This window comes from Limosilactobacillus sp., assembly GCF_040772465.1.
Lineage (GTDB): Bacteria > Bacillota > Bacilli > Lactobacillales > Lactobacillaceae > Limosilactobacillus.
Map to the genome: position 1 here is coordinate 68,535 of NZ_JAXGYB010000002.1, position 12,353 is coordinate 80,887.

Below are 12,353 nucleotides of genomic sequence, written 5' to 3' on the forward strand. Positions count from 1 at the left end.
GAACCGATTAGGCTGCTGCGGTTGCCACCGTTATTGGCTGTTGAAGTTTCTTCAACTCGAGGCTGTCTTCGTGAGGAGATGGCGAAGAGAGGTGGGACCGCGTTACTGACGTCCTCTTTGCTCATTAGTTTGAGCGAAGGGGGCTTTTTCTTAGCTAATTATCAAAAGGAGGATGTGAGCACCTTGCAAAAAATTAAACTACCGAATGGTTTGCGCGATGAAGTCGGGATCCAAGCGACTAAAAAGGATATCCTCGGCCAGCAAATTTTACGTGAGTTTCGGCATAAGGGGTATACGCGAATCATGACTCCTTTGTTAGAACAAGAAGAATTATTTCAAAATTATGAATTAAAAGATCAGATGTACAAGCTGGTGGATGCTAACGGGAAGATGCTGGTGTTGCGGCCCGACTTGACTTTGCCGGTGGCGCGTTTCCTAGCAAATAACAACGTGCCCTTGCCGCAGAAGTTCTACTACCTGGGTGAACGGCTGTCGATCGGTCGTCAGCTATCCGGGCAGGCCAACGAAAACACCCAGGCCGGGGTCGAACTGATCGGCTTTCCCTCCGTCAAAGCAGAAGTTGAATGCTTGCTGGTCATCCACTGGATTTCCCAAAAGTATTTACAGGATTCCTTAACCGTCGAGTTAGGGGACGCCCGCTTGGTCGACCAAGTGCTGGCTTCGCTGCAGATTGATGACAAGGTGAAGAATCAATTATCTGATGCGCTTTTTAACAAAAACCTGCCGGCTTACCAGGAGCTGGTTAAGCAATTTCAGGATAACCCCTATTACTCTTTCTTGAAGAGGTGGCCGCGCCTGTTTGGTTCGGTAGAAGAATTGGTAGCGGAGCTGACTTCACTGCAGATTCCGCCGGTCGCTCAGCCGATCATCAACGACCTGGTTTCACTAGCTAAATTCGTCAAGAATAACTTGGCCGGCCAGAGTGTCATCATCGATCTCAGCAGTTTGGTGCCGCAAAAGTACTACACCGGGATGATCTTCAAGGCCTACAGTGGCCAATCCAATGATTACGTCATCAGCGGTGGTCGTTATGACAAACTGCTGACGGGTTTTCAAGAAGCATCGGCGCCCGCCGTTGGCCTGGGGATCAACATCGATCTGCTAGCACAACTTTGGAAGAAGCCCGCTGGCACCAAAAACAAGCTGGTCTTTTGCCAGTCTGATGCTTATGCCAAAGCTTTACAGCTGATTGCGCAGCATTCTAATTATTCCTTAGCACTGTCCGCTGATTTGGCTGGTGCCCAAAAGGAAGCCGCGCAAGCTGGGATGGAACTGATAACCGTAGGAAGTGAGTAGATGTTAAAAATTGCCTTAACCAAAGGCCGGGTGGAACAAAAGTTTATTCCGTTGCTGGAACGATGCGGGATTGATTGTCAGCCCCTAATCAATAAAAAACGCAAGTTGATCGTTAACTTAGGCGATCGCTACCAGTTCATCTTTATCAAGGGCCCCGATGCGATCACTTACTTGAAAAACGGGGTTGTTGATCTCGGTATTGTCGGCAGCGACGTTTTAAAAGAAGAGCGTTCGGAAGCCAACGAATTGCTGGACCTCCAAACCGGCAAGTGCCAATTTATCTTGGCGGCCAAGGCTGATTTTGATTGGAACCAACCGAAACGCAAGGTGATTGGCACCAAATACCCCGTAATTGCGCAGCAATATTTTGCCCGCAAGGGGGAGGATGTCGAGATTATCAAAATCGAGGGTTCCGTCGAACTGACGCCGCTGGTTGGCTTGGTCGACGCGATCGTCGATATCACTGAAACCGGGACGACGCTCCGGGAAAACCACCTGGTTATTCATGAATATCTCGATCAGGTTTCCACCAGGCTGGTCGCTAATCCCGTCGCCCTTAAACAAAAGCGCAAGGAAATCTTTGCCTTTACTGATATGCTCGCCCAAGAAGTTAATAGAAAGTAGGTCATCATATGAAAATCTATCAAAAGTCATTAGCAGAAATGAAGAAAATTGTCGCTGATTACACTCAGCAAACCGTTGATTTCAAAGTTGAACAAGCCGTCAGCGACATCCTAAAGAATGTCCGGGAGAACGGCGACCAGGCTGTTCGCGACTACGAAAAGCAATTTGACCAGGTTGACCTGACAGATTTTCAGGTACCACAAGAAGAGATCGATGCTTCCTTAGATAAAATCAGTCCGGAACTGAAGGCTGCCCTAGAACTGGCCAAGAAGAACATCACCAGTTTCCACCAGATGGAAGTTCAACAGGGCTTCATCGATGGTCAGCAACCCGGCATTATCCGCGGCCAGAAGATCACGCCGCTGGCCCGGGTCGGCCTCTACGTTCCCGGTGGGACCGCTGCTTATCCTTCCACGATCATGATGAGTGCCATCCCCGCCAAGATCGCCGGCGTTAAAGAAATCGTGATGGTGACGCCACCGCAAAAGGATGGCATCAAGCCCGCTGTCCTGGCTGCTGCTAAATTGGCTGGCGTTTCCACCATTTACCAGGTTGGTGGCGCCCAAGCGGTGGCTGCCCTGGCTTACGGCACCGAATCGATCCCGAAGGTAGATAAGATCATCGGTCCCGGTAACATCTTCGTGGCCACGGCCAAGAAGCAGGTCTTTGGCACGGTTTCGATCGATATGGTTGCCGGACCGTCCGAAATTGGCATCCTTGCCGATGACAGCGCCAACCCGCGGGAAATCGCGGCCGACCTTCTTTCCCAGGCCGAACACGATAAGCGGGCACGGGCCATGCTGATCACCAACAGCGAAGACTTCGCCAAGAAGGTCGACGCAGAAGTTGAAAAGCAGTTGGAGACTTTGCCGCGTCAAGAGATTGCCCGAGCCGCCGTTAACAACCGCGGCTTCATCGCCATCATGAAGAACATCCCCGACATGTTTGCTTTGATGAATCAAGTGGCACCGGAGCACTTGGAAGTACAGTTGCCAGATGCGATTCAGTACCTCGGCGCCATCCAAAATGCCGGTTCCGTCTTCCTGGGCCGCTATGCTTCCGAACCGCTGGGTGATTACGTTGCTGGTCCAAACCACGTTTTGCCAACCGGTGGAACGGCGATGTTCTCCTCACCGCTGGGCGTCTACGACTTCATTAAGCGCACCCAGTTCACCCAGTTTGACCGTGCTGCCTTGCAAGCAGACCTGAAGGCCATTACCACATTGGCCCGCACCGAAGGCCTAGAAGCCCACGCACGCGCCGTTGAATCACGTTTTCCAAAGGAGGACTAGCCTATGCGAACCAGTAAGATTACCCGCAAAACCGGTGAAACGGATATCACCGTTGAATTGAACATCGACCAGCAGACCGGCATCGAGATCGACACGGGCGTCGGTTTCTTCAACCACATGCTGACGCTGTTTGCTAAACACGGTCGCTTCGGCTTGAAGGTGAAGGCCAAGGGCGACCTGGACGTCGATGTCCACCACACGGTTGAAGATACCGGGATCGTCCTGGGGCAGTGCTTCAAGGAAGCCCTCGGCGATAAGGAACAGATCGAGCGCTACGGCAACGCCTTCGTGCCGATGGACGAAACACTGGCGCAAGTGACGGTTGATTTAAGTGGCCGCTCCTACCTCGTCTTCAACGCGGAACTGGAAAACCCGCGTCTGGGGATTTACGAAACCGAAGTCACCGAAGACTTCTTCCAGGCCTTTGCCTTTAACAACGAGATGAACCTCCATGCCAATGTCTTGTACGGACGCAACACCCACCACAAGATCGAAGCCCTCTTTAAGGCCACGGCACGGGCAATGCGGGCGGCCGTGACGATCAATCCAGAAATTCAAGGAGTCAATTCCACAAAGGGCGTGATTTAATGATTGCTGTCATCGATTACGGAGCAGGCAACGTCTTTAACGTCTTGAAGGCCTGCGACTACTTAGGAGCCGATGCTCGCTTAACGGATGATCCCCAAGAAATCCTGCAAGCTGACGGCATTATTTTTCCCGGCGTCGGTGCCTTTAAATCGGCGATGAACCGGCTCCAGCAGCGCGGCCTCGACCAGGTGCTGAAGCAGGCCGTGCAAGCGGGAATTCCCCTGCTGGGAATCTGTTTGGGGATGCAGATGCTCTTCGAATCTTCGGCTGAGTTCGGTCTGACGCAGGGCCTGGGGCTGATTCCGGGCAAAGTCGTCCAGTTGCCGGATGACGGCCTCTTCATTCCCCAGGTTGGCTGGAACCAGAACCAGTTGAAACAGCCTTCGCCGCTTTTTCAGAGCGTCGACCAAGAATATACCTACTTCGTTCATTCTTACTACGCCCAGTGTCCGCAGCAATACGTCGTTGCCAGCGTTGACTACGGCGTTCCAGTGCCGTCGATCGTCCAGCGCGGCAAGGTTTACGGGATGCAATTCCACCCCGAAAAAAGCGGTCGGGTGGGGCTCAAACTATTGCAAAGCTTCTTTAACGAAACGAGGTGAAGTTGATGATTTTTCCAGCAATTGACTTGCAAAAAGGGCGGAGCGTCCGCCTCTTCCAGGGTGATTTCAAGCAGTCGCGCCTGGTGAACGGTAAGCCGCTCGAACAAGCGGCCCTGATCAACTGGCGAGGCATCCACTGTCTCCACCTGGTGGACTTGGACGGTGCTAAGGCCGGTCAGCCCCAGAACCTGAAGACGGTGCAGCAGATTGCCGGTCGTTTTCAGGGGATGATGGAAATCGGCGGTGGCATTCGGACAAGCGAGACGATTGAACAGTACCTGAATTCGGGAATCAGCCGCGTGATTCTCGGTTCAGTGGCTCTGAAGGATCCCGACTTTACCAAGGCCGCCCTCCAGCAATTTGGCCCCGATAAAATCGTCATCGGGGTCGATGGCCGGGACGGTAAGGTTGCGACCGAGGGCTGGCTCGACCAATCCGTGATGCCAATGGCTGATTTGATTGGTGAGATGGTCGCTGCCGGTGCTCAGACTTTCATCGTCACGGACGTCGCCAAAGACGGGATGATGAGCGGGCCCAACATCGATTTGTTAGCGTCACTACAAAAGAAATTCCCGGATGCTAACATCGTCGCTTCCGGCGGCATTCGCAATCTAGCGGACATTCGGGCCCTGCAAAAAGCCGGGATCAAGGACATGATCGCGGGGATGTCACTAGCGCAGGGTACGCTGACCCTGCAGGAAGTTAAGGAGGTGAATGATGATGCTGGCTAAACGGATTATTCCCTGTTTGGACGTGGATAACGGCCGCGTCAAAAAGGGCGTCAATTTTGTCAATTTGGTCGACGTCGGTGACCCGGCCCAGATTGCGGCCGCCTACGAAGCGCAGGGCGCCGATGAACTGGTCTTTCTGGATATTGCCGCGACTAATGAGGGCCGCAAGACGATGGCTGACGTGGTAGAAACAGTATCGAAGCAATGTTTCATGCCACTGACGGTCGGCGGTGGCATCAGCAGTGTTGCCGACATGGAACGCTTGCTGAAAGCCGGTGCCGATAAGGTGGCCATTAATTCAGCGGCTGTGGCAAATCCAGACCTGATCGCCGCCGGGGCGGAGCAGTTTGGTAGTCAGGCGATCGTCGTTGCCATCGACGCCAGCTATGATCCGGAATCGGATCAGTACTTCGTTTACACTCACGGTGGCAAAGAAAAGACGAAGCTCAACGCCGTTGCCTGGGCCAAAGAAGTTGTCTCCTGCGGTGCCGGTGAACTGCTGGTGACCAGCATGGACAAGGACGGGACCAAGAGCGGCTTTGATATTCGCCTGTATCAGCGCATCAATCAGGCAGTTCGCATCCCGGTGATTGCTTCCGGTGGTGCGGGCAAGGTTGATGATTTTGTCGATCTTTACCAACAAACTCAAGTGACGGGCGCTCTAGCGGCATCAATCTTTCACTTTAAAGAATTGACGATTAACCAAGTGAAAGGAGCACTGAATGCAAAGGAGGTGCCGGTCCGATTATGAAGGCAGATTTTTCGAAAATGGGTGGTCTCTTAACCACGGTGGTCGTCGATGACCGGACCAAAGAGGTCTTGATGGTTGCCTGGATGAACGAGAAAAGCTACCAGCTGACGCTGAAAACGGGGCAGACCTGGTTCTGGTCACGATCCCGCCAAGAGTTGTGGCATAAGGGCGCAACCAGTGGCAACATGCAGGAAGTCAAAAAGATGACCTTGGATTGTGACGGCGACACCTTGCTGGTTTCCGTCGTTCCGGCCGGCCCCGCTTGTCACACCGGTCATCGCTCCTGTTTTTTCAATGAAGTCAAGACGTTTAAATAAGAAAGGAAAATGAATTATGGCTGAACAACAAAAACTTGAAGAATTGTACGATATGATCGCTGACCGCAAGAAGAATCCGATTAAAGGTTCCTACACGGACTACCTCTTTACCAAGGGCCTCGATAAGATTTTGAAGAAGGTCGGTGAAGAGAGTACCGAAGTCGTCGTCGCTGCCAAGAATCCTGATAAGTCCGAGCTGCAGTACGAAACCGCCGATCTGCTCTACCACTTGATGGTGCTGCTGGTGGAACAAGGGGTCAGCTTCGATCAAATTAAAGAAGAACTGGGCTCGCGGGTCGGTAAGATGAGCAAGCTGAAGGAACGTCGCCCGATTGAAAAGCTCTAAGGAGATTGCCGATGAAAGAAACGATTAAAAAACTGCAAAGCTACCAGCCGGCGCCACTGCCTGAAGAAGTGGAGAAAAAGTACAATCTAAAGCGCCTGGCCCGTCTGTCGGCTAACGAGAACTCCTATGGCCAGTCGCCAAGAGTGGTCACGGCCTTGCAGCATTTCGATTTTAACGAATTAAACTACTATCCCGATGGCTACGCCACGCAACTGCGAGCAAGGGTGGCAAACAAATTAAAGGTGGATGGCGATAACATCATCTTTGGCGTCGGACTTGACGAAATCATTGCCTATCTCTCACGGGTTTTCTTAGAGCCAGGGGATGAAGTCATCGTTTCCCAACCGACCTTTTCCGAGTACGCATTGAATGCCCAGATTGAAGGGGCCAAAGTAATCGAAGTTCCGGTGCAAGAACCGAGCGGCAAGCAAAATCTTGCTAAAATGGTCGATCTGATGAATTCCCGCACGAAAATGGTTTGGCTGTGCAACCCGAACAACCCGACCGGTGTCTACGAAAGCGTCGCTGATCTTCGTTCCTTCATGCAGAAGGTGCCACAGGACGTACTCGTGCTGATCGATGAGGCCTACATCCAGTTTGTGACGGATGCCCAACCGGCGACGGCACTGCCGCTCCTGAAAGAATTTGATAACATCGCGATTATGCGGACTTTTTCCAAGATATACGGCCTGGCTAACTTGCGGGTTGGCTTCATCGTAATGTCTCAGCAGCTGGCTAATTATGTGCAGACGATTCGTTTGCCTTATAACCTCAACTCGCTTTCCCAGTTAGCGGCCAGCGTCGCCCTCGATGATCAAGCCTTTGTCGAAGACGTGCGTGCTAAAAACCGCGTCGAACGTGACCGTTGGGAGCAGTTCTTCCGGCAAGTGGGACTCCAGTCCTACCACTCGCAGGCGAACTTCGTTTACTTTAAGACCGACCAAGCTGCAGCACTTGGTAAAAAACTGCTGCTCAACGGCTACCAAATTCGCGAAGGACTAGCTCCTGATGCCTTGCGGATTTCGGTTGGCAAGGCTGCGGATAACGTGGCAATGCAAAAGATCATCGCTGATACCCTGCAATAAGTTAAGTTCAATAACACGTGATTGGAAAGCACTAGTTTTCCGGCACGTGTTTTTTTATTTACCCTGATTGTTTTGGGATCAGTAATCCGCTATCATGAGATAGTGTAAGCATTATCAACAAGGGAGATTTTGTGATGGTAAAACGATGCTTTTGGAAGGGGATGGATAATCCTCTTTACCAGCAATACCACGACCAGGAATGGGGAAAGCTCAACCTGGATGAGCATTATTTGTACGAGATGCTCGTGCTGGAGAGCTTCCAATCCGGCTTGTCATGGTTGACCGTCCTGAAGAAGCGCGAGAACTTCCGGAAGGCTTTTGCTGACTTTGATGTCGATAAAGTCGCGGCGTACGGGGATGAAGACGTGGCCCGGCTGATGAATGACAAGGGAATTATTCGCAACCGACGCAAGATCGAGGCAGCTATCCATAATGCCCAGGTTTTCGTGAAGATGCACCGCGATGGGCAGACTATGGGGCAGTTGCTGCAGCGGGCAGTTCCAGATGTTATCATCAACCATCCGCGAACAATGACGGATATGCCTGCCCAGACGGCATTGTCGCAACGTTTATCCCGCCAGCTAAAAAAAGTGGGCTTCAAGTTTGTAGGACCGGTGACGGTTTATTCATATCTCCAGGCGGTGGGACTTGTTAACGACCACCTTGAGGACTGTGATTTCAAATATGGACAACCCGGCCAAAATAATGAGGAGGACAAACGATGACACAAGTACAAGAAGGCTACATGCCCTTTGGACAGTTCAAAACCTATTACCGCATTGTCGGCGAAAAGAGTGAGAAGGCACCATTGCTGTTGCTCCACGGTGGGCCGGGATCGACTCACAACTATTTTGAAGTCTTGGACGATTTAGCAGAAAAGGACCATCGCCAATTGATCATGTATGACCAGCTGGGCTGTGGGAAATCATCAATGCCTGACGACCGGGCTGATGAGTTCTATAATGCCAAGACTTGGATGAAGGAGCTAAAGGCCCTGCGGGACTATTTAGCTTTAAAAGAGATTCACCTTTTGGGCCAATCCTGGGGTGGCATGCTGGAGATCATGTACCTCTGTGATGAGCATCCGGCAGGAATTAAATCAGGCATTCTCGCCAGCACTTTGCCAGCATCCTGGATGTGGCGTGATGAACTGCACCGGCTGATTAAGTTGATGGCACCGGCTGACCAAAAAGCAATTGCTGACGCGGAAGCCCGTGATGACTTCACTAGTCCTGCTTATCAGCGTGCCAATGCTAAATTTATGGCGCTTCATTGTAGTGCACCGGTGTCGGCCGATGATCCGGAGCCACTGAGACGGCCGAAAAAGGCCGGGAAGGTTGCTTATCTCACCGGTTGGGGTCCCAATGAGTACAATCCAGAAGGCAATTTAGCTGGTTATGACTACCTAGATCAACTACAATCTATTCAGAGCCCGGTTCTAGTAACCAGTGGGACCGATGATCTCTGCACGCCTTATACGGCGAAGGCCATGTACGACCGAATTCCTAATGCAAAATGGGAATTGTTTGAATATTGCCGGCACATGTCCTTTGTCGAAAGACGCGAAGATTACGAACGGGTGCTGATGAAGTGGTTGGACGCGAATGATTAATTTTCTAGTTTGATATAATTATTTACCTTAACTTATAACAAAGAAGAAATCACCATGACAAACATTATTCAAAATCGTCATTCTGTACGTAAATTTAAGGCCGAAAAGTTAAGCCAGCAGCAAATTGACCAATTAGCAGCGGCTTTCCAGGCGAGTCCCTGCGGGATGCACGAAATGGACGTGATGGAAGGGTCAATCATCACTGATGACCAACTGTTGGCTGATATTGAGAAGCAAACCGATGACGCTGCCTACAATGCGCCGCTGGTCTTTGTCATCGCAACAAAGAAGGGTAGCCCATTCGGCGAACGTGACGCTTCCGCTGCTGCCGAAAACATTATGCTGCAAGCAACCGATCTCGGCTTGGGTAGCGTCTACGTGATGAGCGGCGCTATTAAGCTCAATGACAATGCTGATTTGCTCAAGCGGTTAGGTGTTGACGATGGTTATGGCGCAACCGTCATGGTTCCCGTTGGTCAGCCTGCGGAAGCGGTACAAGATGTTGACCGAAGTGAACGTTACCATCTTGTACGTAAATAGCCTAAAGGAGGGCCCTTGGTGCTAATTGTGATATAATTAATGGGACAAATCGGACCAAGAGACCTCATTTTTGAACGGTTTTACACCGTTTATAATCATCTGTTTCAAAGCTCCGTTTAGGCGGGGCTTTTTATATTTCTGTGCTTGGCCTAAATGACGGTAATCCGCGGTATTAACTAGAGGGGGTTATCATGACCGCATCCGGAAAAAAAGATAAAACAACTAAAAAGAAAGTTGGCGAAAAGCTGACGCGGTTGCACGTGGTGCACAATAACCAGGATGAACAGATGTCCATCAGTGAGTTATTTGATTCTAACCGCTATAGCCAACTTGTGGGTGTCTGCGGGACAGTCGACGCCAACTTTATCAATACCTACCTAGCTGATTTCGTTCAGCTAGAACTAGTGATTGGCAATCAGCAGCCTGAAGACAATTTCAGTAAAGTCGAATTGTCGACAAAGGTAGCGTTAGCCGAATCGATGCGCCAAATTGCCAACAAGCAGCCAGCCAAAGTGTTTGAAGGACTCACAAGTCAGCTTCAGTTGGCCGTTTTGGGTGGCGTCCTGAAATTAGAGATGGCACCGACCCAGGTGATTCATTCACGTTTTTATCTGCTGAGCAATCCTGATAAGAATGAGCATCGGCTGATTATCACTTCGGCTAATCTCAGCAAGCAAGCATTTACCGACAATCAGAACCGCTATGAAGAAGTATTGGTTTTCGACAACCAACCGCTTTATGATAATATGATGGTTCACTTCAAAGTCGATATTAAGCCGGTCGTTGTGCCATTCTTCAGTGAAGAACTGTTGAAAGCAGCGCAAAAACAGCTAACGGAAATGCACAAAGCTAACCAGGGTAAAGATAGCTTGGTGATTTTGGACAACCAAACCACCGATGCGATTGCCGAAGATGGTTTGACTGATCTTTTAACCAAGCAGCTGCAACGACAAATCGATGATAAGATCGTGCAGAGTAATTTCACGCGCGATATGCGTGACGTGACGATGAACCGCACGGCTACCAAAGATGAACAGCGTCGTCGCATTCAACAGGATGACCTGCTTTTGCAATTGCAAAAGGAAAGTGTTTCCCCACGGGCTACCCACCCGAAGTTAAAGAATCGTCAGCAGATTATGAAAAACGTGCATAACGCTCTTAAGTCACCATTGTCTGCTGAAGATCAGGCTGTTGAAAAGAAGTACAAGACCTTCTTGTACGACCGGCCGCTCGAACGCAATATTGCGCGCCAAACGACGGGGTTGTTCGTACCTAATGACACCAGTTCTTACCCGTTACCATTCGGTAAAGTCGCTAGCACCAGTGAAATTCGCGATGCCCTCCACAGTATTGATTCAGTTATGAAGGGCTACCAGCAATTTGTGGTGGACTACACGCCAGAATACGGGAAGCGGTTCTTTGAGGCTATCTTATACAGCTTCACTGCACCATTTATGTGGGAAATTCGCCAAAAGGCCAGTCTTAACGCTGAAGATGGCAATGACGTCCCTAACTTCCTGGTATTAGGTGCGACGGCTGGTTCCGGTAAATCGACGCTGCTGAGAATCATCAACCAGTTGACTTGGGACACCGACCAATCATTGATCGATTTCGGTACCATTTATCCTAGCGGTACCAACCAACGGAAGGCTAAGACCGTGCAAGCCCTGGAATCTTACATGAAACAGGGTAGCACTTACCCGGTTCTGGTCGATGAAATCGAGCCATACTTCTTCCAGCAAGCCCAGTACAGTCGGCACTTGGTAGTTGATACGATGAACCAGGTTGTCAATCATCCCCAGCCGATCGCCCCGATGATTGGCACCACCAACTACAGCTCTGGTTTTACGATGGTTCGAGAAACTGCCCGGCGGACGTACTACCTGCAAATTGACAAAGTTATCGACGAAAAGAAGAAGGGCGAAGCCAACAAGTACATCTACAATGTGCGCCAGACCCTTAATAACCGCCTGTTTAAGGACTTTGTCGTACGCATGGCGGAAAAGCTCGAAAATGATGAGACGCCTTGGCGAATTTTCAATGACCAAACCGGGCGTCTGGACTTCTTAGCTAATACCCGCCTGATCTTTAAGCAGTATTATGATATGGCTGGAATGGAGTTGCCAGACTACTTTGCCGACGCCGTTTGTGATGACTTCCGCGAGAGCGCTCGTAGCAAGTGGGCTAAGCTGTATGTCACTCAACCGGAGGACTTCATCTACCGCAAAGAAAAAGATAGTTTGTTGTTTGATATGGCCAAGCTCAGCAGTTTCAACGGCTTTGGCGGGGAAAACAGCATGGAAGAATACCGCAATGCGCTGCCAGTCGAAATTTGTGTTGACGGCATGAACGGTAAGACCGGTAAGTTTGTTGAAATTAAGTGTCCGGACTTCTTCCGTTGGATCGGTGAACCGAATCCGCACGAAGAAAAGAAACCAGAGACGGAGAAAGATGATGAACAGTCTACGCCAAAGCACAAGGGCTTCTTTGCTCGATTGTTTGGCTGATCGCAAAAAAAACCGCGTTTTTTCAACGCGGCTTTTTTGTT

The 12,353-nt window shown here is 50.5% G+C and carries 14 protein-coding genes and 1 other annotated feature (1 of these 15 only partly in view); all 14 genes read left to right on the plus strand.

What is annotated here, in order from left to right; genetic code table 11:
* Positions 1 to 119: a binding site (T-box leader), on the plus strand (it extends 107 nt beyond the left edge of the window).
* Between the two features lie 64 nt (positions 120 to 183).
* The 14 genes from AB3114_RS02305 to AB3114_RS02370 all read left to right on the plus strand — a co-directional run bounded on the left by AB3114_RS02305 (position 184) and on the right by AB3114_RS02370 (position 12,312).
* On the plus strand, positions 184 to 1,317 hold the full coding sequence (locus tag AB3114_RS02305) for an ATP phosphoribosyltransferase regulatory subunit (protein ID WP_367341649.1): 1,134 nt from the start codon (positions 184 to 186) through the stop codon (positions 1,315 to 1,317).
* Entirely contained in the window at positions 1,318 to 1,941 is a 624-nt protein-coding gene (gene hisG / locus AB3114_RS02310) for an ATP phosphoribosyltransferase (RefSeq protein WP_367341650.1), read from the plus strand.
* 8 nt (positions 1,942 to 1,949) lie between these two features.
* Positions 1,950 to 3,233, plus strand: a complete 1,284-nt coding sequence (gene hisD, locus AB3114_RS02315; RefSeq protein WP_367341651.1) for a histidinol dehydrogenase — start codon at positions 1,950 to 1,952, stop codon at positions 3,231 to 3,233.
* Positions 3,234 to 3,236: 3 nt separating this feature from the next.
* Positions 3,237 to 3,821, plus strand: coding sequence for an imidazoleglycerol-phosphate dehydratase HisB (gene hisB, locus AB3114_RS02320; RefSeq protein ID WP_367341652.1), 585 nt, complete (start codon positions 3,237 to 3,239; stop codon positions 3,819 to 3,821).
* Positions 3,821 to 4,423, plus strand: coding sequence for an imidazole glycerol phosphate synthase subunit HisH (hisH, locus tag AB3114_RS02325; protein ID WP_367341653.1), 603 nt, complete (start codon positions 3,821 to 3,823; stop codon positions 4,421 to 4,423). The genes hisB and hisH overlap by 1 nt, the downstream gene beginning before the upstream one ends.
* A gap of 5 nt (positions 4,424 to 4,428) precedes the next feature.
* Entirely contained in the window at positions 4,429 to 5,154 is a 726-nt protein-coding gene (gene hisA, locus AB3114_RS02330; protein WP_367341654.1) for a 1-(5-phosphoribosyl)-5-[(5-phosphoribosylamino)methylideneamino]imidazole-4-carboxamide isomerase, read from the plus strand.
* Positions 5,144 to 5,905: an imidazole glycerol phosphate synthase subunit HisF gene (hisF, locus tag AB3114_RS02335; protein WP_367341903.1), complete on the plus strand. Its 762-nt coding sequence runs from the start codon at positions 5,144 to 5,146 to the stop codon at positions 5,903 to 5,905. The genes hisA and hisF overlap by 11 nt, the downstream gene beginning before the upstream one ends.
* A complete protein-coding gene (gene hisI / locus AB3114_RS02340) occupies positions 5,902 to 6,222 on the plus strand; it encodes a phosphoribosyl-AMP cyclohydrolase (RefSeq protein ID WP_367341655.1) in 321 nt (106 codons plus the stop codon). Before hisF ends, hisI begins: the two co-directional genes overlap by 4 nt.
* Before the next feature lie 16 nt (positions 6,223 to 6,238).
* Positions 6,239 to 6,568, plus strand: coding sequence for a phosphoribosyl-ATP diphosphatase (gene hisE / locus AB3114_RS02345; protein WP_367341656.1), 330 nt, complete (start codon positions 6,239 to 6,241; stop codon positions 6,566 to 6,568).
* Positions 6,569 to 6,579: 11 nt separating this feature from the next.
* Positions 6,580 to 7,653, plus strand: a complete 1,074-nt coding sequence (gene hisC, locus AB3114_RS02350) for a histidinol-phosphate transaminase (protein WP_367341657.1) — start codon at positions 6,580 to 6,582, stop codon at positions 7,651 to 7,653.
* A gap of 134 nt (positions 7,654 to 7,787) precedes the next feature.
* On the plus strand, positions 7,788 to 8,378 hold the full coding sequence (locus AB3114_RS02355) for a DNA-3-methyladenine glycosylase I (RefSeq protein ID WP_367341658.1): 591 nt from the start codon (positions 7,788 to 7,790) through the stop codon (positions 8,376 to 8,378).
* On the plus strand, positions 8,375 to 9,265 hold the full coding sequence (gene pepI / locus AB3114_RS02360; protein WP_367341659.1) for a proline iminopeptidase: 891 nt from the start codon (positions 8,375 to 8,377) through the stop codon (positions 9,263 to 9,265). Before AB3114_RS02355 ends, pepI begins: the two co-directional genes overlap by 4 nt.
* A gap of 54 nt (positions 9,266 to 9,319) precedes the next feature.
* Positions 9,320 to 9,805, plus strand: coding sequence for a nitroreductase family protein (locus AB3114_RS02365; protein WP_367341660.1), 486 nt, complete (start codon positions 9,320 to 9,322; stop codon positions 9,803 to 9,805).
* 191 nt (positions 9,806 to 9,996) lie between these two features.
* Entirely contained in the window at positions 9,997 to 12,312 is a 2,316-nt protein-coding gene (locus tag AB3114_RS02370; protein ID WP_367341661.1) for an ATP-binding protein, read from the plus strand.
* Positions 12,313 to 12,353: the final 41 nt, after the last annotated feature.